This is a genomic window from Kitasatospora sp. NPDC023385, from assembly GCF_055664045.1.
This window is the reverse complement of sequence record NZ_JBVOOL010000015.1, coordinates 175107-197816: the sequence shown is the minus strand read 5'-3', so window position 1 is coordinate 197816 and position 22710 is coordinate 175107. Positions and strand designations below refer to the sequence as shown.

The 22710-nt window shown below is 73.5% G+C and carries 26 protein-coding genes; 13 read left to right on the top strand and 13 right to left on the bottom strand.

The window, feature by feature from the left end; genetic code table 11:
• The 3 genes from AC0B61_RS23955 to AC0B61_RS23945 all read right to left on the bottom strand — a co-directional run.
• Window positions 1–554: beta-1,3-glucanase family protein (locus AC0B61_RS23955; RefSeq protein ID WP_471742772.1), on the bottom strand; the 554-nt coding region annotated here is incomplete at its 3' end.
• 196 nt (window positions 555–750) lie between these two features.
• Complete coding sequence (locus AC0B61_RS23950; RefSeq protein ID WP_471742771.1) at window positions 751–939, bottom strand: DUF397 domain-containing protein; 189 nt, start codon at window positions 937–939, stop codon at window positions 751–753.
• A 29-nt stretch (window positions 940–968) separates the two neighbouring features.
• Window positions 969–1814: a helix-turn-helix domain-containing protein gene (locus tag AC0B61_RS23945; RefSeq protein WP_471742770.1), complete on the bottom strand. Its 846-nt coding sequence runs from the start codon at window positions 1812–1814 to the stop codon at window positions 969–971.
• A gap of 306 nt (window positions 1815–2120) precedes the next feature.
• Between AC0B61_RS23945 and AC0B61_RS23940 the strand changes: the two genes are divergently transcribed.
• The 4 genes from AC0B61_RS23940 (at window position 2121) to AC0B61_RS23925 (ending at window position 3484) form a co-directional block, all read left to right on the top strand.
• Entirely contained in the window at window positions 2121–2522 is a 402-nt protein-coding gene (locus AC0B61_RS23940) for an ATP-binding protein (RefSeq protein WP_471742769.1), read from the top strand.
• Window positions 2519–2794 (top strand): hypothetical protein, encoded by a 276-nt coding sequence (locus AC0B61_RS23935; protein ID WP_471742768.1) that lies wholly within the window; start codon window positions 2519–2521, stop codon window positions 2792–2794. The genes AC0B61_RS23940 and AC0B61_RS23935 overlap by 4 nt, the downstream gene beginning before the upstream one ends.
• Entirely contained in the window at window positions 2791–2967 is a 177-nt protein-coding gene (locus AC0B61_RS23930; protein ID WP_471742767.1) for a hypothetical protein, read from the top strand. Before AC0B61_RS23935 ends, AC0B61_RS23930 begins: the two co-directional genes overlap by 4 nt.
• A gap of 103 nt (window positions 2968–3070) precedes the next feature.
• Window positions 3071–3484 carry a hypothetical protein gene (locus tag AC0B61_RS23925; RefSeq protein WP_471742766.1) on the top strand — a complete coding sequence of 138 codons (414 nt, stop codon included), beginning with the start codon at window positions 3071–3073 and terminating at the stop codon, window positions 3482–3484.
• 13 nt (window positions 3485–3497) lie between these two features.
• On the opposite strand, the gene AC0B61_RS23920 is transcribed toward AC0B61_RS23925, so the two are convergent.
• A complete protein-coding gene (locus AC0B61_RS23920) occupies window positions 3498–3668 on the bottom strand; it encodes a hypothetical protein (RefSeq protein WP_471742765.1) in 171 nt (56 codons plus the stop codon).
• An 18-nt stretch (window positions 3669–3686) separates the two neighbouring features.
• Window positions 3687–3959 (bottom strand): hypothetical protein, encoded by a 273-nt coding sequence (locus tag AC0B61_RS23915; protein ID WP_471742764.1) that lies wholly within the window; start codon window positions 3957–3959, stop codon window positions 3687–3689.
• On the opposite strand from AC0B61_RS23915, the gene AC0B61_RS23910 reads away from it, so the two are divergent.
• The 3 genes from AC0B61_RS23910 (at window position 3915) to AC0B61_RS23900 (ending at window position 5411) form a co-directional block, all read left to right on the top strand.
• Complete coding sequence (locus AC0B61_RS23910) at window positions 3915–4253, top strand: hypothetical protein (RefSeq protein WP_471742763.1); 339 nt, start codon at window positions 3915–3917, stop codon at window positions 4251–4253. The genes AC0B61_RS23915 and AC0B61_RS23910 overlap by 45 nt on opposite strands.
• Before the next feature lie 9 nt (window positions 4254–4262).
• Window positions 4263–4883 (top strand): formylglycine-generating enzyme family protein, encoded by a 621-nt coding sequence (locus AC0B61_RS23905; RefSeq protein WP_471742762.1) that lies wholly within the window; start codon window positions 4263–4265, stop codon window positions 4881–4883.
• A gap of 240 nt (window positions 4884–5123) precedes the next feature.
• A complete protein-coding gene (locus AC0B61_RS23900; RefSeq protein ID WP_471742761.1) occupies window positions 5124–5411 on the top strand; it encodes a hypothetical protein in 288 nt (95 codons plus the stop codon).
• 78 nt (window positions 5412–5489) lie between these two features.
• Here AC0B61_RS23900 and AC0B61_RS23895 read toward each other — a convergent pair whose 3' ends face one another.
• Both AC0B61_RS23895 and soxR read right to left on the bottom strand, forming a co-directional pair.
• Complete coding sequence (locus tag AC0B61_RS23895; RefSeq protein ID WP_471742760.1) at window positions 5490–6413, bottom strand: aminoglycoside phosphotransferase family protein; 924 nt, start codon at window positions 6411–6413, stop codon at window positions 5490–5492.
• Window positions 6414–6457: 44 nt separating this feature from the next.
• Entirely contained in the window at window positions 6458–7006 is a 549-nt protein-coding gene (soxR, locus tag AC0B61_RS23890) for a redox-sensitive transcriptional activator SoxR (RefSeq protein WP_471742759.1), read from the bottom strand.
• Window positions 7007–7064: 58 nt separating this feature from the next.
• Here soxR and AC0B61_RS23885 point away from each other — a divergent pair, with 58 nt between their 5' ends.
• Both AC0B61_RS23885 and AC0B61_RS23880 read left to right on the top strand, forming a co-directional pair.
• A complete protein-coding gene (locus tag AC0B61_RS23885) occupies window positions 7065–7838 on the top strand; it encodes a transketolase (protein ID WP_471742758.1) in 774 nt (257 codons plus the stop codon).
• Window positions 7839–7895: 57 nt separating this feature from the next.
• Window positions 7896–8789, top strand: a complete 894-nt coding sequence (locus AC0B61_RS23880; RefSeq protein ID WP_471742757.1) for a transketolase family protein — start codon at window positions 7896–7898, stop codon at window positions 8787–8789.
• Between the two features lie 22 nt (window positions 8790–8811).
• Here the strand turns inward: AC0B61_RS23880 and treZ are convergent, their stop codons facing one another.
• The 3 genes from treZ to glgX all read right to left on the bottom strand — a co-directional run bounded on the left by treZ (window position 8812) and on the right by glgX (window position 15277).
• Window positions 8812–10545 (bottom strand): malto-oligosyltrehalose trehalohydrolase, encoded by a 1734-nt coding sequence (gene treZ, locus AC0B61_RS23875; protein WP_471742756.1) that lies wholly within the window; start codon window positions 10543–10545, stop codon window positions 8812–8814.
• Window positions 10545–13046: a malto-oligosyltrehalose synthase gene (gene treY, locus AC0B61_RS23870; RefSeq protein ID WP_471742755.1), complete on the bottom strand. Its 2502-nt coding sequence runs from the start codon at window positions 13044–13046 to the stop codon at window positions 10545–10547. Before treY ends, treZ begins: the two co-directional genes overlap by 1 nt.
• A gap of 83 nt (window positions 13047–13129) precedes the next feature.
• A complete protein-coding gene (gene glgX, locus AC0B61_RS23865) occupies window positions 13130–15277 on the bottom strand; it encodes a glycogen debranching protein GlgX (RefSeq protein ID WP_471742754.1) in 2148 nt (715 codons plus the stop codon).
• A 530-nt stretch (window positions 15278–15807) separates the two neighbouring features.
• Here glgX and AC0B61_RS23860 point away from each other — a divergent pair.
• The 4 genes from AC0B61_RS23860 to AC0B61_RS23845 all read left to right on the top strand — a co-directional run bounded on the left by AC0B61_RS23860 (window position 15808) and on the right by AC0B61_RS23845 (window position 19105).
• Window positions 15808–16998 (top strand): SAV2148 family HEPN domain-containing protein, encoded by a 1191-nt coding sequence (locus tag AC0B61_RS23860; RefSeq protein ID WP_471742781.1) that lies wholly within the window; start codon window positions 15808–15810, stop codon window positions 16996–16998.
• 60 nt (window positions 16999–17058) lie between these two features.
• On the top strand, window positions 17059–17676 hold the full coding sequence (locus tag AC0B61_RS23855; RefSeq protein ID WP_471742753.1) for a GNAT family N-acetyltransferase: 618 nt from the start codon (window positions 17059–17061) through the stop codon (window positions 17674–17676).
• Window positions 17677–17912: 236 nt separating this feature from the next.
• The gene (locus AC0B61_RS23850) at window positions 17913–18614 is read left to right on the top strand and encodes an exonuclease domain-containing protein (RefSeq protein WP_471742752.1); all 702 of its coding nucleotides are present in this window, start codon (window positions 17913–17915) and stop codon (window positions 18612–18614) included.
• A gap of 26 nt (window positions 18615–18640) precedes the next feature.
• On the top strand, window positions 18641–19105 hold the full coding sequence (locus AC0B61_RS23845; protein WP_471742751.1) for a GNAT family N-acetyltransferase: 465 nt from the start codon (window positions 18641–18643) through the stop codon (window positions 19103–19105).
• A 22-nt stretch (window positions 19106–19127) separates the two neighbouring features.
• On the opposite strand, the gene AC0B61_RS23840 is transcribed toward AC0B61_RS23845, so the two are convergent.
• The 3 genes from AC0B61_RS23840 to AC0B61_RS23830 all read right to left on the bottom strand — a co-directional run bounded on the left by AC0B61_RS23840 (window position 19128) and on the right by AC0B61_RS23830 (window position 22261).
• Entirely contained in the window at window positions 19128–20093 is a 966-nt protein-coding gene (locus tag AC0B61_RS23840; RefSeq protein WP_471742750.1) for a hypothetical protein, read from the bottom strand.
• A 43-nt stretch (window positions 20094–20136) separates the two neighbouring features.
• Complete coding sequence (locus tag AC0B61_RS23835; RefSeq protein ID WP_471742749.1) at window positions 20137–21195, bottom strand: polysaccharide deacetylase family protein; 1059 nt, start codon at window positions 21193–21195, stop codon at window positions 20137–20139.
• 172 nt (window positions 21196–21367) lie between these two features.
• On the bottom strand, window positions 21368–22261 hold the full coding sequence (locus tag AC0B61_RS23830) for a phosphotransferase enzyme family protein (protein ID WP_471742748.1): 894 nt from the start codon (window positions 22259–22261) through the stop codon (window positions 21368–21370).
• Window positions 22262–22710 lie beyond the last annotated feature (449 nt).

Genomic DNA, 22710 nt, shown 5'->3' with positions numbered 1-22710 from the left:
ACGCTCCCGTCGGCGCGGCGCACCCCGACGGAGTACGGCGCCGAGAGCATGTCCACCTGGGTGCTGTTGAGCCACAGCCCGGAGTCGTTGAGCGTGTACTCGGACCAGTTGAACAGGATGTCGTGGTTGGGGTCGGACGGGTTCTGCACGGCCGGCTGCACCAGACCGCCGGTGGTCAGCTTGAAGACGAGCTTCTGGCCGTAGGAGAAGTAGATCCGGCCGGAGAACTTCGGGATGCGGATCGTGGTCGACTGCCCGGCGGCCGGTCCAGGAATCGCCGCGTCCGGGGCGGGAGTCGGCGGATTGCCACCCGCCGGCCAGGCGTGGAAGGCGCCGTTCGCGTCCGCCCAGCCCTGCTGCCCGGAGGACAGCTGGGTGCCGAGGTCGTAGAGGTAGACGGGCTGGGTGCGGCCCGAGTTGTTGGTGATGGTCAGTGCGATGGTGTCCGGTACGGCCGCCCCGGCGTGTTGGGGGACGCCGAGGGCGAGCGCTCCGCCGACGAGGGCGGTGGCGGCGACCAAGGGCAGCGCGCGTCGGGTTCGAGTGTGCGGCACTCTCCACCTCCGTGTGGGGGTCGGGGTCGTACGGACCTCCGATCTCTGGTCCGTACCTGTCTGAGAGCGCTCTCAGACTGGTGCCGAAGTCGTACCCGTGTCAACGATTCCGGCGCCACTTCCCTTTGTGCGCAGGCCACTTCGAACCCGCCGGGGGGCCCCCGCGGGGGGCGGGGGCCCGCCCGGGGGAGCTGCTTCAGAGGGTGGTGGGGAAGTCGTCGGAGTGGATGCCGGCGAGGAAGGACCGCCAGGCCTCAGGGGTGAAGGTGAGGGCCGGGCCGTGGGGGTCCTTGCTGTCGCGGACCGGGATGATGCCGGTGGTGCCGTCGGCTACTTCGACGCAGTCGTCATTCGGGTTGCTGGCGCTTGCCTTCCTCCACTGCACGGGGAGTGCGGAGGCTACGGGGAAGTGGGTCACTTGAGCATGTCTCTCTTCTGTGCGATGAGGTTGCGCGACTGGTCCAGGTCCAAGGCGGTTGCCATGATTTCGTCGAACGCCGCTCGATAGATGTCGACTTGGTCCGGGTCCTCCACCCAGTCGCTGCTGAGCATTCCGCTGAGTAGGACGAGGTCGAGATCGCGTTGCCGAAACTCCAGGAGCGCGAATGAGCCGGTCATTCCCGGATGCGGCGGGGCCATGGCCGGCATGACCTGGACCTTGATGTTGGGGAGCTGGCTGAACTGCAGCAGCTTGTCCAACTGGTCGGCCATCACGCCCGGGGCGGCGCTCATGGTCAGGGCCGCCTCGTGAATCACGGCCCACAACTTGAGCGGATTGTCGGATCGGGTGAGGACGGACTGCCGGTTGATCCGGACTTCGACGCGCTCCTCGACGCTGGGCTTGTTTATCACCCCGCTGGCGATGATGGCGTGAGCGTACTGACGGGTCTGCAGCAGGCCGGGGATGTAGGCCGACTGGTAGGACTTGTTGCCCACGGCCGTCTCTTCGAGGCGGATCAGGTCCGTGTAGAGCGGGTTCAACTGCTCGTAGCCGGCCATCCAGCCAGGGCGGCGCTTGTCCCGGAGGATCTCGACGAGGACCTCCTTGAGTTCCTCGTCGCACTCGTAGAAGTCGAGCAGGGCCCGGACGACGTCGGGCTTCAGCTGGACGCGGGCGTTCTCGTACCTGCTGAGCTTCACCAGGTTGACGCCCTCGACCTGGGCGGCCACCTCTTCGGCTGACAGGTCCTTCAGCTCACGAAGCCTCCTCAGCTCGGCGGCGATGCGTCGGTACCGCACGGCTGGCACTGCGACTGCCATCTGCGTAACCCCTCCATGACGTTCAGGGACCAGTGTGCCTGCGAGTGGTGACGGTTCGCCACCATCGGCGAGAGCCCTGGGGGTGCACCTTGGCATCGAATTTGAAAGTTTTCATATTTCGACAGAACGCCTTGCGTTTGGCCTTCGCCGTACTCCATGCTGTGAGTAACGAAGCGCTTGCTATGTGTGATGTGCATGGCGTGTGGCTGTGTCGCACTGTCATGGGCGCTTCGCGTTGGACGCGTACGGGCCGCCGTGTCGGCCGCTCGGCCCTCTCCACTCATGTGCCTGGAAGGTGACTTCGCCATGTCGCTCAACTCCTCCAGCTCCTCGGCCAGCTGGCTGCCGCACAGCCGCCGCGCCCCCGCCCTGGCTCGTGGCCGCCTCGTCAAGCTCCTCTCCTCCATCCCGGAGGGGGAGCGATACCAGGACTCGGGGCTCCTGGTCGTCTCGGAGCTGGTCACCAATGCGGTCCTGCACGGAACGCCGCCGGGCTACTTGATCTACCTCGCGCTCGATGTCGACTCCACCCGCCTTCGCGTCGAGGTGCACGATGCCCGACGGGACCGCCAGCCCGTTCTCTCTCCGCCCGGCCTCGATGGCGAGGCCGGGCGCGGGCTTCGCCTGGTCAAGTCCGTCGCCCAGCAGTGGGGTTGCTGTCCGCGCGAGCCGCGCGGAAAGATCGTCTGGTGTGAGGTGGCCGCGTGAGGGCCGATCACGACATCCTCGTCGAAATCCCGGGCGTCAAGCCGTCGGCCGTCCACACCCTCAACGCCGATGCGCTCGAGAGGATCTGGGCCTCGATCTGCCACCTCTCGATGTCCCGCTCCGAGCACTACGTCCTGGAGCACCGGCTCACCGGCCCCTGCGCCGCGCGCGACGTCATGCGCGACCTCGCCGCTGACCCCGTCCTCGCGCTCCCGGTCGGCGACCACGAGTTGCGCATCCGCTGGGCGAACCCCTCCGGGGGGCCGGCGTGATCGACCGCATCCGGGACTGGTGGTTCCTGCGCTGCTCCCGTACTCGCGTCGCCCGGCTGCTGCGGGCCGAGCGCCGTCGGCTCGATGCGGAGTTGGCGGGGTGGCTTCCCGAGGCGTCGGCGACCGTTCGGCGGCGGGTGTTCTCGGCCATCGAGGGTGGGCGGCCGGGATGACGGCGATATCCCCCCCGCGTGCTAGATTTGAACGTGTTCAAATATCTGGCCGGAGGGTGAACGTACGGCTGTGGTGCCGACAAGCGCGCGTTTGCTGGCCGGGTTGGCGGCTGTGGTGTGCCTGTGGCCGTTGGTCGTCGTGACCGTGGCGCTCGGACCCGGCGGATCAATCCTGCACGTGATCGCGGCCGTCAGCACCGCCGCCTGTAGCGTGCCGGTGTTCTACCGGGAGCCCGGCGCGTTCCGGATCGCCTGTGCGGCCGCCGGCGCGGTCGTCGCCGTCGCCTCCGTGCCGCTCCTGTCCATGGCCGGCTGGGCCGTGGATCTGGGCCCCTGGGCGCTGTTCCTCGTCTTCCTCCTCCCGACCGCCGCCATTCCGGCTCTGGTGGCCGCGTTCCAGCGGGCGCGCGGCCGCCGGTACGGCCTCGTGGCGGTCGCGTTCGGCTGGTTCGCGGGCGCGGCCTCGGTGGCGGGCTGGGTGCTGGCCGCCTCCTTCGTGGCGGCGTGGCGCCCGTAGGCCGCCGGCTGCCTCAGCGTGCGAAGTGCTCGCGCAGGGCCGCCAGTCCGGCGGTGAAGAGGCCGTGCACCAGGTCGGCGGACACCTCGCGGTGCTCGGCCTCGACGTCGTACGTCGCGCTCCACTCCACGAAGCCGGCGTTCAGCTCGGTGACCTGATGGGAGTCTCCGATCGACTCCCACACCTGCTCGGCACCAATGGTTCAGCGTTGCCGCAGTCGGCGCAGGAGGCGGACGTACGGGCTCCAGCGGGCGGGTCGGGCGACGGTGCCGCCGCACGCCCGCACCGCGCGGTCCAGGCTGTCCTCGATCAGGGCGTCGTGCAGCCAGCGAATGCACAGGGGCCAGCCGAGCCGGCCCGGGCCGCTCAGTCGCATCGCGATGGTGTGCTGCACCACGGTGGCCTCGCCCGCCGGGTGGACGGTGAACTCGTGGTAGCCGTCGAAGCCGCGCGGGCCGTCGAAGCGGAAGCGCACCCACCGGCCGGGCGCGTACTGCACGGCGCGGAGGCGTTCGGCAAGGCCGAGTGGCCCGAGGAGTACCTGGCGCGCGAACGGCAGGGTGAACAGCGGCTGCGGGAGGCGTTCGCCGCTCTCGCCGAACGGGCGGGTGTCGCGACGGCCCTGGAAGTCGACCGGCTCAGGCTCGCCGTCGTCGGGCTGCCGCTCGCCATCGTCCGTGGGCCCCTGCACGCCGGTGCGCCGCTGCCGCCGCACGCGGAGGAGCTGGCCGAGCGGAGCGCGATCGACCTGCTGCCCACCACGGCCTAGGATCGCCGGATGATCACCGTTCCGGCCGGCCGGGTCATGCTCTCCGACCGTCGTACCCAGCGCAGTTGGGCCGTCGACATCGCGTCGTTCGAGCTGGCGGCCTGTCCGGTCACCCATGAGCAGTACGAGGGCGTGGCCGGCGACCGGCGCCCCGCGCACAGCGTCTCCTGGCACGACGCCGTCCGCTTCTGCAACGAGCTCTCCCGGCGCGAAGGCCTCACTCCCGCCTACGAGTCGGACGGCGAGGACGCCACCTGGAACCGCCTCGCCGACGGCTACCGGCTGCCCACCGAGGCCGAGTGGGAGCACGCCTGCCGCGCCGGGACGGACGGCCCGCGCTACGGCCCGCTGGACGAGATCGCCTGGCACCGCGGCAACTCGGGCGAGCGCCCGCACCCGGTGGCCGAACTCCTCCCGAACGCCTACGGGTTCCACGACCTGCTCGGCAACGTGTGGGAGTGGTGCTGGGACGTCTACGACGCCGAGGTGTACGGCAGCTACCGCGTCCTGCGCGGCGGCGGCTGGTTCGACGAGCACTGGAGCTGCCGCGCCTCCGTCCGCCGCCGCAGCCACCCGACGCTGCGGATCGACGACGTGGGTTTTCGAATCGCACGCTCGATCGCCGAGTGACGGAGGATGCCGGCCCACGGCACCGGCGGGCCGGCCCCGGGCGTTGGCGCTGGCATGAGCGACGAAACGATCTCCCTGAGCCCGATCGCCGAAGCCGGCCTTGTGGAATCAACCGGCTGAAGCGACACCGGGCGGTGGCCACGAGGTATGACAAGTTGGCTGTTCGCTATGAGGCAACCGTGGTGATCGCCGCGATATACGAGTGGCTGTGACACACCCCTCGGTGCGATCGTGTGGCGGGTGAACGATGGACTGCCCGACGGTTGGACGATCGAGCGAGTGCGCTTCGCAGCAGCGGATCCTGAAGCAGCCCTGCTCACCCTCGACCGCCTGGTCGTGGTCGAGGAGCACGGCCGCGTGGACTACACATCGCTGCGACCCGACGTCATCCTGGCCTTTCTGTCCTTCGACCTGTGTCTCGTGCGCGTTGACGATGACTGGTACATGGGGCAGCTCGAATCCGACGGCTCGATCGTCTGTTGGGCCTCCTACGGCACTGACTTGGGCGAAGCTATCCAGGGGTTGTGACGAATCGGGCGGATTGGCCTGATCGCCTTCGCAACGCGCCCTGGAACGTATTCACGGATCAGGAACGGCACCGTGGATCTACGCGGTCCCGAACCACTCCTCGGCGAGGGCGTCGAGCGTCCGGGCGGAGGGCTTCAACTCCCTGAGGTACCACGGCAGGTTGCTGTAGACGTGGAGCAGCGTGTACGCGAGCAGCAGCCGGGGGTCGAAGTGGCGGCCGTAGGTGCGCGCCAGTTCTCCGAGGAGGTGGCGGTCTCCGCGGGTGGTGAAGAGGCCGACGGCGACGAAGTCGTAGGCAGGGTCGCCGATCATGGCGGGCTCGAAGTCGATCAGGCCGGTGAGGCGCCAGCCGTCGGCCGGGTCGGTGATCAGGTGCTCGCGCATGAATTCGGTGTGCAGCAGGGCGCGCCGGGGCGCCGCCGGAAGTGGGGCGGCGGCGAGGAAGTCGGGGATCTGCTCCAACCAGGCTTCTGGCAGGCCAAGTTGGCGTTGGCGGTCGACGGCGTCACGGTGCCGGAGGGCCAGGAAGGCGGGCCAGTCGGCGGGGCCGAGGGCGTCGGCGAGCGGTTCGGGGTCGAGGGTGTGCAGGGCGGCGAGGGCCTCGCCGCAGTCGCGGGCGATCCGCTCGCGGTCGGCCTGGGGGATGCGCGGCCAGGCGGGGGCGAGGCCGTCGCCGGGCAGTCGGGACATCAGGACGTAGCGCCACCCGTTGACGTACGCGCCGGCCTCCCGGACCTCGGGGGTGGGGATGGGCAGCGCGCCCTGCAGCGCGAGGAGGACGCGCTCCTCGGTGAGGCTGTCCTGGGCGCTGGCGGCCGGGAACAGCTTGAGGACGTGCTCGTCGCCGACGGCGTAGACCGGGACGGAGCCTTCCTCGAAGCGCTCCAACGGCAGGCCGCCGACGCCGAGTCGGGCGCACAGCGCCTCGGCGCCGGGGCGCATCACCGATTCGTCGGGGACGATCGCGTCCCACTGCTCGTCCGTCTCCACCACAGGCAGCACGGGTGCACCGTAGGCAGGTCAACCGTCGGGTGGCAAAAGGGTTTTCAGGAGCGTGCGCGGCGGGTTCCACAGTCGTCGGCGGCCGGGGAGACCTGCTCGGGGCCGCCGGCCGGGTCGCGGGTGAGCAGGTAGCGGGCGCCGGGACCGGTCTCGCCGGCCCGGTCGGCGGCGTTGTAGAGGGAGCAGCGGGACAGTGAGAGGCAGCCGCAGCCGATGCAGCCGGTGAGTTTGGCCTTGAGCCGCTGCAGTTCGGCGATCTGTTCGTCGATGCGGTGCTGCCAGGACTCGGCGACGCGGTCCCATTCGGTGCCGCTGGGGGCCGGGCGTTCGGGGAGGCGGTCGAGGGCGACTCTCGCCTCGTCCAGGGAGAGGCCGACCCGCTGGGCGGCGCGGATGAAGGCGATCCGGCGCAGTGTGCCGCGGGTGTAGCGGCGCTGGCCGCCGGCGGTGCGGGTGGCGTGGATCAGGTCGAGGCTCTCGTAGTAGCGCAGTGCGGAGGGGGCGAGGCCGCTGCGGTCGGCGAGTTGGCCGATGGTGAGCAGGTCGGCGTGGTGTGGGCCGGAGGTGCGGCGGCCGTCGGGGTGGGCGGTCATGGAAGCCCACTGTAGGTGGCTTGACCTCAAGTTGGCTTCAAGTTGCACCATCGTGGTCATGACGACGAACGCAACCGCGGAAACCGTGACCGGGGCCAGTGCCGAAGCCAGTGCTGAAGCCCGTACCGAGGCCCTCGCCCAGCCCCGTACCGAGGCCCGTTTCGAGGACCTGCCGGCCCTGATGGGCCTGATGACCGGCGACGAGAAGCACGGCCCCGCCGCCACCTCCACGCTGGACGCCCTCTGGGTGCTGTACGACCGGGTGCTGCGGGTGACGCCGGCCACCGCCGAGCAGCAGGACCGCGACCGTTTCCTGCTCTCCAAGGGCCACGGCCCGATGGCGTACTACGCGGTGCTCGCCGCCAAGGGCTTCATCGATCCCGAGGTGCTGCCGAGCTTCGGCGGCTACGACTCGCCGCTGGGCCACCACCCGGACCGCTTGCTGATCGCCGGTGTGGAGATCGCCTCCGGCTCGCTCGGGCACGGCCTGCCGCTGGGCGTCGGCACGGCGCTGGGGCTGCGGGCGCAGGGCCTGGCCGACCCGGCGGTGTGGGTGCTGCTGGGCGACGCCGAGTTCGACGAGGGCTCGAACCACGAGGCGGTGGCCTTCGCCGGCGCGTCCGGGCTGGACCGGCTGCACGCGGTGGTGATCGACAACTCCTCGGCCACGCACGGCTGGCGGGGCGGGATCGCCGCGCGCTTCGAGGCCGCGGGCTGGTCGGCCACGACGGTGGACGGCCGCGACCACGAGGCGCTGTACCGGGCGTTCACCGCCGAGCACCCGGGCCGCCCGCACGCGGTGGTCGCCCGGGTCGAGCCCAAGGACTCCTGAACCCGTAGCCGCCCCGCCCGCACGCCAACGCACCGAACCCCGAAGGGAACCCCACCGATGGACACCATGCGCGACCGCTTCGTCGACGTCACCACCCGCCTGCTGGACGAGGACCCCCGGCTGGCCGTGGTGCTCGCCGACATCACCGCGGCCGCCTTCGCCCCGGCCCAGGAGCGCCATCCCGACCGGGTGGTCAACGTGGGCATCCGCGAGCAGCTGCTGATCGGCGCGGCCGGCGGCCTGGCGCTCACCGGGATGCGCCCGATCGCCCACACCTTCGCCAGCTTCCTGATCGAACGGCCCTTCGAGCAGGTCAAGTTGGACCTGACCCACCAGGGCGTCGGCGCCGTCCTGGTGAGCGCGGCCGGCTCGTACGACTGGCCGGCCGGCGGCCGCACCCACATGTCCCCGGGCGACGTCGCCCTGCTGGACACCCTGCCGGACTGGAGCGTCCACGTCCCCGGCCACCCGGACGAGGCCGAGCGGCTGCTGCGCCACGCCTACGCGGACGGCGACCGCAACGTGTACGTCCGGCTCTCGGCGCACCAGAACGCCGAGGCCGTGGCCGTCGAGCCGGGCCGCTTCGCGACCGTCCGCACGGGCTCGCGCGGCGTGGTCCTGGCCGTCGGGCCGATGCTGGACGCGGTGCTCGCCGCCACCGACGGCCTGGACGTCACCGTGCTGTACGCGGCGACGGTGCGCCCCTTCGACGCCGCCGGGCTGCGCGCGGCGGTGGGCGAGCGGGCGGACGTGGTGCTGGTCGAGCCGTACCTGGCGGGCACCTCGGCGCACGAGGCGCACGAGGCGCTGGCCGACCGCCCGCACCGGGTGCTGGGCCTGGGCGTGCCGCGCGAGGAGCACCGGCACTACGGCTCGATCCCGGAGCACCTGGCCGCGTACGGCCTGGACGCCCCCGCGCTGCGGGAGCGGATCGGCACGTTCCTCTGGTGAGCGGGGCCGCGCCTTCGGTGGATCAGCCGGTCAGCACCACGGTCACCGCGTTCGCCCCCAGCCGCACCGCCGCGCCGTCCGGCGCCGCCGGGCCGAAGGCCGCGACCACTTCGCGTCCGGTGGCCCCCAGCGGCACCGCGGCCTCGTCCGGCCCGAGGTTGACCGCGACCCGGTACGGCCCGCGGTGCACCACGAGCCAGCCGGCCGCCTCGTCGTAGTCGACCTGGACGGCGCCGAGGTCCGGGTCGGCGAGCTCCGGCCGTTCGCGCCGCAGCCGGATCAACGTCCGGTGCCAGTCGAGTAGTTCGGCGTGCGGGGCGCGCCGGGGCTCGGTCCAGTCGAGGACGGAGCGCAGGACGGTGGCGGGTTCCTGCGGATCGGGGACGGCGTCGGCGGCCCAGCCGTGGTCGGTGAACTCCCGTCGCCGGCCGCGTCGGACGGCCTCCGCGAGGTCCGGGTCGGTGTGGTCGGTGAAGTACTGCCAGGGGGTCGCGGCGCCCCACTCCTCGCCCATGAACAGCATCGGGGTGAACGGGGAGGTGAGCACCAGTGCGGCGCCACAGGCGAGCCGGCCGGCGGGGAGGGTGGTGGAGATGCGGTCGCCGAGGGCGCGGTTGCCGATCTGGTCGTGGGTCTGCAGGTAGCCGAGCAGCCGGTGGCCGTCGCCGGTGGGGAACGGGCGTCCGTGGCTGCGGCCGCGGAAGGAGGACCAGGTGCCGTCGTGGAAGAACCCGCGGGTGAGCGTCTTGGCCACGGCGGCGAGCGGTCGGCGCGCGAAGTCCGCGTAGTAGCCCTGGGATTCGCCGGTCAGTGCGCAGTGCAGGGCGTGGTGGAAGTCGTCGCTCCACTGGGCGGTGAGGCCGTGGCCGCCGGCTTCGCGGGCGGCGGTGGTGCGCGGGGAGTTGAGGTCGGATTCGGCGACCAGGAACAGCGGCCGGTTCGTCGCGGCGGCCAACTTCCCTACCTCGTAGGAGAGTTCCTCCAGGAAGTGGACGGCCCGGTCGTCGGCGAGGGCGTGCACGGCGTCGAGCCGCAGCCCGTCGATCCGGTAGTCGCGCAGCCAGGCCAGCGCGCTGCCGATCAGGTACGCGCGCACCTCGTCCGAGCCGGGCGCGTCGAGGTTCACCGCGGCGCCCCACGGGGTCTGGTGCCGGTCGGTGAAGTACGGGCCGTACGCGGGCAGGTAGTTGCCGGACGGGCCGAGGTGGTTGTGGACGACGTCCAGCACCACGCCGAGGCCCTTGCGGTGGGCCGCGTCCACGAAGCGCTTCAGGCCGTCGGGCCCGCCGTAGGGCTCGTGGACGGCCCACGGCGAGACCCCGTCGTAGCCCCAGCCGTGCTTGCCGGGGAACGGACAGACCGGCATCAGCTCGACGAAGTCGACGCCCAGTTCGACCAGGTGGTCGAGGTGGTCGGCGGCCGCGTCGAAGGTGCCGCGCGGGGTGAAGGTGCCGATGTGCAGCTCGTACAGCACCGCCCCGGGCAGCGCGCGGCCGCGCCAGCCGGTCCGCGACCAGCGGAACGCGGCGTGGTCCACCGGGCGGCTCGGGCCGTCCGGGCCGTGCGGCTGCCACGCGGAGCGCGGGTCGGGCAGCGGCGGGCCGCCGTCGAGCCGGAAGGCGTAGTCGCCCGCCGGCGCCTCGCCGGACCACCAGCCGTCCCGGTCGGCGCGGCGGGTCAACGCGTAGGAGGCGCCGTCGACTTCGACGGTCACACCGGACGTGGCGTTGGGCGCCCACACCTCGTGGACCGGCATCAGCCCCTCCTCGTCAGCAGCGCCACCGGGGAGGCGGCCAGCAGCTCCGCCACCGGCACCGGCCCCGCCGGGTGGCTGCGCAGGGTCAGTTCGTCCGTCCACGGGCCGCCCGCCGGCAGCTCCAGCACGGTGCCGCGCCAGCCGCCCGCCCGCTCCAGCCCGTACGGCAGCCGGGTGACGGCGGTGACCACGTCGTCGCCCCGGGCGAAGGCCAGCAGGTGGTCGCCGGACGGTCCCGCGGCGGTCAGCGGCCGGTACGGGCCGAGCGGGCGGGAGCGGCGCAGGTGCAGGGCTGTGGTGGTGAGGTGCAGCTTCTCGCGGGCGAGGTCGCCGGGGCGCGGGGTGGCCGAGTCGGTGAGCCGGACGGCGAGCGCGCCGAGGTCCACCACACCCCGGTTGTCCGGGTCGACGAGGGTGTACAGCGGTTCCTCGCTGCCCTGGTAGAGGTCCGGCACGCCGGGCACCGTGAGGTGCAGCAGCGCGGCGGCGAGGGTGTTGGAGCGGGCGTACGGGGCGAGCGCGTGCACCCGGCCCTCGATCCGGGGGAGCAGCCCGGGGTTGCCGTAGACGGCGCGGGCCCGGTCCTCCAGGGCCCGTTCGTAGTGCGGGTCGGGCGTCGTCCAGGAGGTGTGCAGCTTGGCTTCGCGGGCGGCCTTGAGCAGGGCGGCGACCAGCCGGTCCGGGGTGATCGGCCAGGCGGCGACGAGGGTGTGCCAGAGCAGCCAGTCGGCGTCCCGGTCGAGGGCGGGCGCGGCGGGCCCGGCGGCGGTGGACCAGGCGGCGGCCTCGGCGGCCCAGGCGTCGGGCTGCTCGGCGAGGACGGCGAGCCGGGCGCGGGCGTCGGCGCTGCGCTTGGTGTCGTGGGTGGAGAGCACCGTCATGCCGTGCGGCCAGAAGCGCTCCTGCCGGCGGCACCAGTCGTGGAACGCGGCCGGGTGCAGCCCGGGCCGGGCGGGCTCGCCGCCGACCTCGTTGAGGCCGGGCAGCGCGTTCCAGCGGTAGAAGGCGGTGTCCTCGACGCCCTTGGCGGCCACCGCGGCCGCGGTCTGGGCGAAGCGCACGCAGAACTCGTCGTGGTCCGCTCCGCGCCCGAGTTCGCCGAGTGCCAGCGCGGCCACCAGGCGGTCGGTCGGGTCGGCGGAGCCGTCGAGGGCCGCCCGCAGCTGCTGCTGCGATGCCGTGGGCACCGGCTCGCCGGGGCGCGCGTAGGGCCGGTACCCGGGGTAGCCGGTGAGCAGCCGGCCGATCGCCGCGCCGAGCTGCCGGGGCGCGTGGTCGGCGTGCGCGGGCTCGGCGGCGCCGATCCGCAGCGCGATCCGCACCAGCCGCTCGACCTCGGCGGCGAGCTCCCCGTCCGGGCCGGTCATCTCGGCCCGCCCGTGCCGGGCGGCGGCGATCGCCGGATGCGGGTCCTCGCACAGGTCGCGGGGCGGGCCGCCGTGCGGGTCGGAGCCGCGCAGGAACGACTCGTACGCGCCGGCCAGCCGGCAGGCGCCCGCGTGGTCGGTGAGGACGCCGTCGATCCGGCGCAGCGCGTCGTAGCCGGTGGTGCCGGCGACCGGCCAGTCCTCGGGCAGCTGCTCGTCGCCGGTGAGGATCTTCTCGACGACCACGTACGCCCCGCCGGTGGTCCCCGGTGCCCCGCCGCCGGCCCCCGCAGCCCCGCCGGTGGCCGCTGCGAGGCGGCGCAGGTAGCCGAGCGGGTCGGCGAGCCCGTCCGGGTGGTCGATCCGGAAGCCGGCCAGGACGCCGTCGGCGTGCAGCCGGAGCAGGACGGCGTGGGTGGCGGCGAACACCTCGGGGTCCTCGACGCGCAGGGCGATCAGCTCGTTGACGGTGAAGAAACGCCGGTAGTTGAGTTCGGTGCGGGCCAGGCGCCACCAGGCGAGCCGGTACCACTGGCGGCCGAGCAGCTCGGGCAGCGGCAGGCCCTCCGTGCCGGGGCGCAGCGGCAGCTCGTGCCGGTGGTAGCGCAGGACCTCGCCGTCGACGGTGAGCTGGTGCAGGACGGCGCCGAGCCGGTCGCCGAGCAGCGGCAGCAGGACCCGGCCGCGCTCGGGGGCGTCGGCGGGGCCGGGCTGGGCGGCCCAGTCGATGTCGAACCAGCGCGCGTACGGCGAGTCGGGTCCGTCGCGCAGCACCTGCCAGAGCGGCCGGTTGAGCCGTTCGGGGACGGGCACGGCCATGTGGTTGGGCACCACGTCGGCGATCAGCCGCAGGCCGTGCCGGTGCGCTTCGGCGGCGAGGGCGCGCAGTGCCGTCTCGCCGCCGAGCTGTTCGCTGATCCGGGTGTGGTCGACGGTGTCGTAGCCGTGGGTGGAGCCGGGGACGGCCTCCAGCAGCGGGGACAGGTGGAGGTGGGAGACGCCGAGGGCGGCCAGGTAGGGGACGGCGGCGGTGGCGTCGTGCAGGGTGAAGCCGGGCTGGAGCTGGAGGCGGTAACTCGCGGTCGGGACGGCGGCGGCCGGGTGGGGCTGCGCGTTCTCGGCGGCGGAGGTCATAGCTCCATAGGTACCCGGGGGAGCCCGCCGCCAAGACCCGCTGTTGACCCGAACAGGTGACCGCCCCCGTTCGCGGGAGGTCGCTACGCCGGCCGCTGCAGCACCATCAGCGAGCGGTCGGTGAGCCACAGCGCGTCGCCCGCCTTGATCCGCGCGCCCGTGCCGGGGGCGGGCAGCCGGGGCTGCGCGGTGTCGACCACGACCTGCCACTCCTGGCCGTGGTCGGCGGGCACGGTGAACTCCAGCGGCTCGGAGTGCGCGTTGAACATCAGCAGGAAGGAGTCGTCGACGATCCTCCCGCCGCGCCGGTCCGGTTCGGAGATCGCGTAGCCGTTGAGGAAGACGGTCAGCGACTTGGCGTAGCTGGCGCCCCAGTTGCGCTTGGTCATCTCCTCGCCGGTGGGGGTGAACCAGGCGATGTCGGTGAGGTCGTCGAAGCCGCCGGGGGTGGGCGCCCCCGAGCCGGGCCGCCCGGACACCGGCCGCCCGTGGAAGAAGCGCCGGCGCCGGAACACCGGGTGGTCGCGGCGCAGCCAGATCATCCCCTGGGTGAACTCCAGCAGCCGCGCCTGCGGCCCGTCGCCCTCGGGCCAGTGCACCCAGGTGAGTTCGTTGTCCTGGCAGTAGGTGTTGTTGTTGCCCAGCTGGGTGCGGCCGAGCTCGTCGCCGTGGGAGAGCATCGGCACGCCCTGGGAGAGCATCAGGGTGGCGATGAAGTTGCGCTGCTGGCGTGCCCGCAGCTCCTCGATCGCCGGGTCGGTGGTGGGGCCCTCGACGCCGCAGTTCCAGGAGCGGTTGAAGGCTTCGCCGTCCCGGTTGTCCTCGCCGTTGGCCTCGTTGTGCTTCTCGTTGTAGGAGACGAGGTCGCGCAGGGTGAAGCCGTCGTGGCAGGTCACGAAGTTGATGGAGGCGATCGGGCGGCGGCCGTCGTCCTGGTAGAGGTCGGAGGAGCCGGTGAGCCGGGAGCCGAACTCGGCGAGGGTGGCGTTCTCGCCGCGCCACAGGTCGCGCACGGTGTCCCGGTACATGCCGTTCCACTCCGTCCACAGCGGCGGGAAGTTGCCGACCTGGTAGCCGCCCTCGCCGAGGTCCCAGGGCTCGGCGATCAGCTTGGCCTGGGAGACCACCGGGTCCTGCTGGACGAGGTCGAAGAAGGAGGAGAGCCGGTCGACCTCGTGGAACTGCCGGGCGAGCGTGGCGGCGAGGTCGAAGCGGAAGCCGTCGACGTGCATCTCGGTGACCCAGTAGCGCAGCGAGTCCATGATCAGCTGGAGCACGTGCGGGCTGCGCATCAGCAGGCTGTTGCCGGTGCCGGTGGTGTCCTCGTAGAAGCGCTGGTCCTGGGCGAGGCGGTAGTAGGAGACGTTGTCCAGGCCGCGCAGCGAGAGCGTCGGGCCCAGGTGGTTGCCTTCGGCGGTGTGGTTGTAGACGACGTCGAGGATCACCTCGATCCCGGCCGCGTGCAGCGCCTTGACCATCGACTTGAACTCCTGCACCTGCTGGCCGCGGTCGCCGGTGGAGGAGTAGGAGGAGTGCGGGGCGAAGAACCCGACGGTGTTGTAGCCCCAGTAGTTGGCCAGGCCGAGGTCGCGCAGCCGGTGGTCGCGGACGAACTGGTGCACCGGCATCAGCTCGATCGCGGTGACGCCGAGCTTGGCCAGGTGCTCGATGACCGCCGGGTGGGCCAGGCCCGCGTAGGTGCCGCGGATCTCCTCGGGGATGCCCGGGTGCAGCCGGGTGAGGCCCTTGACGTGGGCCTCGTAGATGACGGTGCGGTGGTAGTCGGTGCGCGGCGGGCGGTCGGTGCCCCAGTCGAAGTACGGGTTGATCACCACGGAGTGCATGGTGTGCGGGGCGGAGTCGAGGTCGTTGCGGCGCTCGGGGGCGCCGAAGTGGTAGCCGTAGACCGACTCGTCCCAGTCGATGTGGCCGCTCATCGCCTTGGCGTACGGGTCCAGGAGCAGTTTGGCGCTGTTGTGCCGCTGGCCCAGGCCCGGGTTGTACGGGCCGTGCACGCGGAAGCCGTAGCGCTGGCCGGGCTGGATGCCCGGGAGGTAGGCGTGCCGGACGAAGGCGTCCGTCTCGCGCAGTTCGACGGCCGTCTCGGAGCCGTCCGCGCCGATCAGGCACAGCTCGATTCGGTCGGCGCTCTCGGAGAACACCGCGAAGTTGGTGCCGGCCCCGTCGTACGTGGCGCCGAGCGGGTAGGGCGTACCGGGCCAGACCTGCATGACTCCTCAACTTCCTTACTGCAAACGGGAACTGGCGTGTAGTCCGACGATAAGCCCGACGTCCTGCCCGGACCCGGACGCTCTTCTTCCCGGCCGGGCGGCCGGGCATGTGCGGTGCTCGCGCGCCGTGACGCACGGCACAGCCCGCATACTCCCCGAGCCCTTCCCCGGCGGCCGGGAGAACCGGCCCGGGTTAGTCCGAACGAGTGTCCGGCGGGCATTCCTGTGAAGAGTGGTGCCGGTGGTGGGGACGGGGACGGCCCGGCGCCGCCGCAGCAGCCCTCGACCATCCGGCTGCGGGCGGCTCGCGGCGGGCAGTACCCTTGATCGTCCGACCGCCCCGGCCGACCGGCGGACCGCCGACCGGCCGCCGACAGGCCGCCGACGGACAGTCAACGCCCCCCGCGCCCGCGGGGGTCGGCCGCAGCAAGCAGATGAGGTGGCGCATGGTGTTCCCCGCCGGCGGCCGTGGCCCCGGGCCCGACGGCCCCCACCGGGGCGCGGGCCGCAGCGAGGCGCCCACGGTCGTCATGCGCCCCACCCTGACCGGCCGCGCGCTCGTGCCCGCCCAGAGCGGCCCGGTGGAGATACCCGCACTGGCCTGGTCGGCCGCCGAATGGGAGGACGCCTACCAGCGGGTGCGGCTGTCCGGCCGCGCCTACGTCTGGCTCAACCTCGTCGAGCAGCGCCTGCGCGCCCTCGTCGACGAAGTGCTCCACCCCATCTACGCCCCCGCCCACGGCGAGGACTGGGTCACCGCCGCCGCCGGACCGGCCGGCGAGGAATGGGCCCACCGGGCCGGCGCCGTACGCGAGGTCAGCCGCCGCAAGGGCTACCTGCTCGACCCGGCCGACGACGACCCGCTGGTCTTCCTCACCCTGCCCCAACTGCGCGAACTGATGGTGCAGCACTGGCCCTGCTTCGAGCCGTACCTGGCCGACCGGCGCGAGATCGAGCTCGCGCTCGACGAACTGGAAGTGGCCCGGCACGTCGTCTCCCGCAACCGGGTGCTCACCCAGACCGTCCTGGCCCAGACCGAGCGGGCCGCCGCCCGACTGCTCGCCGTCCTGGACGGCGGCGCCGGCGGCGTACCCGCCGACGTGGTCGAGTCCCTGGTGGCCGGCCGGTACGCGGACGTGGTCGCGGTGCACGCCGACCGGGTCCGGCTGCAGCGCGACCTGCCGGTGGAGGACCTGCTGGACGGCGCCCGGCGGCTGGACGCGCTCGGCATCGGCCTCGGCATGCTCTGCCAGAACTACACCGGCAAGCGGCTGGTGCGGCTCGCCGGCGACGGCTGCCGGGTACGGCTGCTCTTCCTCAACCCGGCGAGCAGCGCGGTGCGCCGCCGCGAACGCGAACTCGGCCTCGGCCGCAGCGAGTTGTCGCGCTCCATCGAGATGAACATCATGCACGTGCGCCGGGTGCGGGCCCGGCTGCGGGACCAGGGCGGCTTCGAGATCCGGGTCTTCGACGAAACCCCGCGCTTCACCGCCTACCTGGTCGAAGGCCCCCGGACCACCGGCCAGGCCGCCGGCCGCCGACAGAGCCGCGACCTCGGCGTCATCCAGCCCTACCTGCGCCGCGCCCGCGGCATGGAGTCCCCGGCCCTGGTGCTGCGCGGCGGCGCCGGCCAGCAGCCCGGCGGCACCGAAGCCGGGCTGCTGGAGGTCTACCGCGAGGAGTTCGAGGGGATCTGGGGAGACTCCCGGCCCGTGTCCTGAGGCCCATATTCTGAGATAATCGCTGGTCAGGGCCGTGCGGGTGCTGGAAGACTGCGGGCCGTGAACAGCCTCCCCGCCTGGACCCTGGAACCGGCCGGCACCGACGACCTCGAAGCGATCTGCGACCTCAAGGGCCAGGTCATGCGCGCCGACCTGGAACGCCTCGGCCGCTGGGATCCGGACCGCTCCCGCCGACGGGTGGCGGACTCCTTCTCCACCGAGTGGACGTCCGTGCTGCTGGTCGAAGGGGACTTCGCGGGCTCCGTCACCGTCCGCCCCGACGAACGGGGCGGACGCCACCTGGAACTGTTCTACCTGTCCCCGCACCTGCAGGGACGCGGCCTCGGCACCGCCGTCCTGCGCCACCTCCTCGCCGACGCCGACGCCGCCGGGGAGCCCGTGCACCTCGTCGTCCTCCAGGGCAGCGCCGCCCAGCGGCTGTACGAGCGGCACGGCTTCACTACCGTCCACGAGGACCGGATCGACGTCCACATGTACCGCCCGGCCCCCGGGCCCAACCCCGCGACCACCCCGGAACAGGCCCGCACCCGGCTCCAGGACCGGGCCGCCAGTACCACCTCCTCGGCGTGGACGAACCGGTCCGGGGCGGCGCCGGCGGCGCCGAGCCGCGCTGGGCGGTCGACGGCAGCTACCGGGTCGTCCGCGCGGACGGCGTGACGGCCACTCAGTACGTCCATGGATCCGGAACGGTCGCGCCGGTCCTTGCCGGGTGCCATCCGATGGCGGCGGCTGGGGCCGGCTCCGGCGGACCGGTCAACCCCCTCCCCGATGGTCCGCAGCAGGTGGGGATCGTCGGGCCGGGCAGGGGGTGCGGGCGCCCCGGGGGCCGGGTTGTCGGTGGGGCGGGTGATGATGGGGGCTGTTTCGAGCGGTAGGACGGAAGGACACACCTGATGAGCTGGTGGCAGCAGCCACTGGTCGGCTTCGACCTGGAGACCACGGGCACCGACCCGGCCGTGGACCGCATCGTCACGGCCGCGCTCGTGGACACCGTCGGGGCCGCCCGGGCGGGGGCCGCGCACTGGCTGCTCGACCCCGGAGTGCCGATACCCGCCGAGGCGGAGGCCATCCACGGGATCGGGGACGAGGTGGCGCGGGGCAAGGGGCGGCCGGCGAAGGAGGCGGTGGAGGAGATAGCCGCCGCCCTGTGCGGGCGGATCGCGGCCGGGCAGCCGGTGGTGGCGTTCAACGCGCCGTTCGACCTGTCGCTGCTCGACGCCGAGCTGCGCCGGCACGGGCTGGCGTCGCTCGCGCAGCGCCTGGGCGGGCCGGTCGGGCCGGTGCTGGACGCACTGGTCATCGACCGGGCCGTGGACAAGTACCGCAAGGGCTCGCGCACCCTGCAGCGGGTCTGCGAGGTGTACGGGGTGGAGCTGACGGACGCGCACGAGGCGGGCAGCGACGCGCTGGCAGCCGTCCGGGTCGCCGTCGCGCTGGCCGACCGCTATCCGGCCGAGGTCGGCTCGGTCGCACCGGCCGAGCTGCACCGGCGGCAGATCGACTGGTACCGGGACTGGGCGGAGGGCCTGCAGGCCTGGCTGCGCCGCGGCAAGGACCCGCAGGCGGTGGTCGACCCGCGCTGGCCCGTCCGATAGCCGCGCCCGACTGGCACACTGCCCGGATGGCCGTACGCCTCGCCCGCCCTGCGGACCTGCCCGGCTTCCTCGCCCTCGCCGCCGAGGTCGAGCACTGGTTCGGCCCGATGGTCGCCGAGCCGGGCTTCCACCGTGCGGTGGGCAGGAGCATCGACCGTGGGCTGGCCACGGTGGCCGGGGACGACGAGGGGCCGCTCGGGGGCCTGCTCTTCGGCAGCAGGCCTCCGCGGCACCACCTGCACTGGCTCGTCGTCGCCGAACGGGCCCGGCGCACGGGCGTCGGCCGGGAGCTGGTCGCGGACGCGCTGCGCCGCCACGACGTCCGGGCCCCGGCCACCGTCGACGTGGTGACGTTCGGCCCGGACCACCCGGGCGCGGTGGCGAGCGGCGCCCGGGTGTTCTACGAACGGCTGGGCTTCACGCCGGCCGAGGCCGCCGCCCCGGGCCCGGAGGGCGGCTCCCGGCAGGTCTACCGGCTCGACGTGAGCTGACCTGACCTGAGCTGACGGGGGCCTACTGCAGGTCCAGGCCCACCGGGTGCGCGAGGTTCGTCGGGCAGACGAAGACGTGCAGTTCCCCGAACCGCCCGACCGACACGTCCGGGGCCAGGCCGCTGTCCACGGTGAGCAGGTGGACCATCCGCGCGCCGCAGCCGCAGTCGACCGGAACCAGGTCGGTGGAGCGCCAGGACGGCCAGCCGCCGAGCTTCCAGCCCTCCGCGCAGGACAGGAAGCGGTGGTACTCGACGCCGTGCCGCTGCGCGAACTCCTCGGCGGCGGCGTGGAGTTCATCGGGCAGCTCGTCGCGGTCCGGCAGGTCCGCGATCTGCTCGGGGCGCAGCGCGCACGCGGTCGGCAGGTAGCTGTCGTCGCTGCGCCGGGGCGCCGGGGGAGTGGCCGGGGCGAGGTCGGCGGCGCGCTGCCAGTGGAGTTCGACGTTCGGGCCGTGGTAGTAGCGCGGGTTCTGGAGGTCGTCGTGGTCGTTGGGGCACCAGAGCACGTGGAGCCGGTCGGTGCCCGCCGGCCAGGGTAGGTGCGGGGCGTCCTCGGCGCGCAGGTGGACCAGCGGGACCAGGGCCGTTCCGGCGGCGGGCTGTTCGGGGACCGTCCGGTGGGTGCGCCAGCCGCCCAGGTCGAGGGAGTGGGCGTCGCCCATGATCCGGCGCTGCTCGGCGGCCTCCTCCGCGGTGACGACGTGTGCGGGGCCGCCGGCCCGGGCCCGCTCGCGCACCGCCCGGTCGATGCCCTCCCAGGTCTCGCGGTCGGCCGCGGAGACGTCCCGGTACTCGTCGGCCAGGTGCTCGGCGGTGCACTGCGGCCAGGGCTCGCCGGCCGGCCACAGCGCGGGGCCGCCGATCCGGCTCGCCTGCGGGTCGGGTGTCGCGGCGTACGGGTGCAGCAGGGTGGCGGGCCGCAGGTACGGGGCCAGCCCGGGTACGGCGGCCACGAGTTCGGCGGGGGTGGGTCGGGTGTCGTTCACGCCGCACACCCTAGGACGGGCTCCAGGACGGGCGCTGGGCCGGTCAGGCCGCCGGGAAGTCGAAGGTGTATCCCTGGGCGACCAGCCAGGGCAGCAGCTGCCTGAGTGCGGCCACGGTCTGGCTGCGGTCGCCGCCGCCGTCGTGCATGAGGATCACGCCGCCGGGCTTGAGCTGCTTCTGCACGGTGGCGACGATCGCCGGTACACCAGGGCGGGACCAGTCGCGCGGGTCGACGGACCAGCCGAGCGAGGACATCCCGAGGCCGGCGGTGATGTGCTCGTTGTCGGCGTTGAAGCCGCCGCCGGGGGCGCGGAACCAGGAGACCTGGGTGCCGGGGCCGGCGGCCTGGACGATCATGTCCCGGGCGGCGGTGATCTCGTACACCGCCTGGTCGTGCGGGAGCTTCGCGAACGGCTGCGGGTGGTGGACGCTGTGGTCGCACAGCCGGTGCCCGGCGGCCAGGACCCGCTTGACCGCGGCCGGGTTGGCGGCGGCGTTCTGGCCGATCTCGCAGAAGGTGGCCTTGACGTGGTACTGGGCGAGCAGGTCGAGTATCTGGCCGGTCGCGGGGCCGGGGCCGTCGTCGAAGGTGAGCGCGACGGTGCGGCCGCCGGAGGCGGTGGAGCCGATCACCGTGCCCGCCCCGGTGTGCGGGGGCGGCGCGGCGGGCGAGGCGGACGCGATGGGGGAGGCCGGGGCGGCGGGCGTGGCCGGCGCGGCGGGGGAGTCCGGGGACGGGGGCGCGGGCGTGCGCGGCTTCGCGGGGACGCCCGGAGTCGCCGGAGCGGGAGACGCGGGAGACGCGGGCGACGCCGGCGCGGGCGCCGCGGAGGAGGCGGTGGACCCCGCGGACCCCGTAGACCCGGAGGACCCGGCGGTGCCGGACGCCGGCGGCAGGCCGTCGGAGCCGGGCGTCGGCCCGAGCGTGGTCGCCGCCGTCCCGCTCGGCCGGGTGGTGCTCGGCGGCTGCAGCGCCCCGCTGGCCGTCCCGCAGGCGGCCAGACCCAGGACGGCGGCCACCGCGACGCAGCCCGCGATCAGCCGGCGCCGGGAGCGGGAGGGGCGGGTCGGGGTGGAGGGGCGCGGGGCGGTCCGGTGCATGGCGGCGGCTCCTGAGGGGCGAGTAGGGTGCCGGTCTCTCGGGTCAGGACGACTGTCCGGTAGGACGCCGAGCGTACGTGCCCCGGTTGCGCGGCGGACCGCTCCGTTCTAAGAGCCTTCTCACACCCGCCCCGGTTGGCGCCCGCCCGCGGGCCGGGGTATCGGGCCGCCGTCAGAAGGGGTACCAGCGCACCTCGGTGGCCCCGTCCCGCAGGGAGTCGACGCGCCGCCGGAACTCCGCCGACGCGGCGGGGCTGCTCGCCGCCTGCTGCGCCACCCAGGAGGCGCTGGCGGTCTCCCGGGCCCCGCGCAGCACGGTGAAGCCGGGCCAGTCGCGCACGTCCCAGCCGTACGCCTCGGTGAACGCGCGGTACTCCTCGCCGGGCACGCCGTAGCGGTCGTGGGCGAGCGCGAGGACTACCAGGTCGTGTTCGCGCAGGTCGTCGGCGACGAACTCGAGGTCGAGCAGGACCGGCCCGTCCGGGCCGACGTGGACGTTGCGGGGCAGGGCGTCACCGTGGATCACCCCGGGCTGCAGCCGCGGGGCGAGGCCGGACAGGGCGGCTTCGAAGGCGTCCCGGCGGTCGCGCAGGAAGGCGACGTCCTCGGGGGCGACGTGCCCCTCGGCGGAGGCCAGCCAGCGTTCGACGGGGGCCAGCAGGTCGCGCCGGCCGAGCGGGACGGGCGGCACCGGCAGCCGGTGCAGGGCGCGCAGCAGCGGGGCGAGGTCGACCGGGCGAGCCGGGTGGACGGCGGGGGCGAGCCGGTGCCAGAAGGTGACCGGGTGGCCGTCGGCGGACTGCGGCTCGGACGCCACCGCGTCGCACGGCCGCACCACGGGGACGTCCTGGCCGGCCAGCCAGTGGGCGACGGTCAGTTCGCGGTGCGCCCGGTCGTACAGTTCGGGGCCGCGGCCGACCTTGGCGACCACGGCCGGGTCGCCGAGGTCGAATACGGCGTTCTCGCCGAGCGCGAGCAGCCGGGCGTCGCCGGGTGCGGGCAGTCCGGCGGACGCGCAGGCGCGGGCGAGCAGCAGCCGGGCCCGGCCCTCGTCGAAGGGGATCATGACTGGGCTCCGTTCCGGCGGCGTTCACCCGGGGGCTCCCGGGCGGTGATCATCATGACGCACGGACGCCGGGCCCCGCGCGCTGCGGGCCGGCGGTCGCCTGCGGCCCCGACGGCCGCCCGCGGCGCCGGTCGGCGGCTCGGGCACCGACCCTGCAGCCGGTGATCCGCGCTGGTGGCCGGCCCTTCCCCGGGGTCGCCTCGGGGGTCTCCTCGGGGGCGGGGTGGGGTTTTCCCTGGTCCCCGACCCCGAGAACTCCTCCTTGGGGGTAGGGGACCTGCCTCCACCCTGAGGGGGAGGTGTCTCCACCCGGAGCACGAGGTCAACCGGCTTGTGCTCGGGAGAAACTGGGGCGGGGCCGTTTCGGGGTGGCCCTTGTACGGGGGTTGGAATACGGGGGCTCCTTGCCGGGCGGCAAGCAAGTACTCGTAGGATGATGCCCAGACCTA

Excerpts from the sequence above, each read along its gene's own strand:
- AC0B61_RS23945 (WP_471742770.1), bottom strand. The coding sequence starts at position 1,814 with ATGGCAGTCGCAGTGCCAGCCGTGCGGTACCGACGCATCGCCGCCGAG.
- AC0B61_RS23940 (WP_471742769.1), top strand. The coding sequence starts at position 2,121 with ATGTCGCTCAACTCCTCCAGCTCCTCGGCCAGCTGGCTGCCGCACAGC.
- AC0B61_RS23905 (WP_471742762.1), top strand. The coding sequence starts at position 4,263 with ATGATCACCGTTCCGGCCGGCCGGGTCATGCTCTCCGACCGTCGTACC.
- soxR (WP_471742759.1), bottom strand. The coding sequence starts at position 7,006 with ATGACCGCCCACCCCGACGGCCGCCGCACCTCCGGCCCACACCACGCC.
- AC0B61_RS23885 (WP_471742758.1), top strand. The coding sequence starts at position 7,065 with ATGACGACGAACGCAACCGCGGAAACCGTGACCGGGGCCAGTGCCGAA.
- AC0B61_RS23880 (WP_471742757.1), top strand. The coding sequence starts at position 7,896 with ATGGACACCATGCGCGACCGCTTCGTCGACGTCACCACCCGCCTGCTG.
- treZ (WP_471742756.1), bottom strand. The coding sequence starts at position 10,545 with ATGCCGGTCCACGAGGTGTGGGCGCCCAACGCCACGTCCGGTGTGACC.
- treY (WP_471742755.1), bottom strand. The coding sequence starts at position 13,046 with ATGACCTCCGCCGCCGAGAACGCGCAGCCCCACCCGGCCGCCGCCGTC.
- glgX (WP_471742754.1), bottom strand. The coding sequence starts at position 15,277 with ATGCAGGTCTGGCCCGGTACGCCCTACCCGCTCGGCGCCACGTACGAC.
- AC0B61_RS23860 (WP_471742781.1), top strand. The coding sequence starts at position 15,808 with ATGCGCCCCACCCTGACCGGCCGCGCGCTCGTGCCCGCCCAGAGCGGC.
- AC0B61_RS23850 (WP_471742752.1), top strand. The coding sequence starts at position 17,913 with ATGAGCTGGTGGCAGCAGCCACTGGTCGGCTTCGACCTGGAGACCACG.
- AC0B61_RS23845 (WP_471742751.1), top strand. The coding sequence starts at position 18,641 with ATGGCCGTACGCCTCGCCCGCCCTGCGGACCTGCCCGGCTTCCTCGCC.
- AC0B61_RS23835 (WP_471742749.1), bottom strand. The coding sequence starts at position 21,195 with ATGCACCGGACCGCCCCGCGCCCCTCCACCCCGACCCGCCCCTCCCGC.
- AC0B61_RS23830 (WP_471742748.1), bottom strand. The coding sequence starts at position 22,261 with ATGATCCCCTTCGACGAGGGCCGGGCCCGGCTGCTGCTCGCCCGCGCC.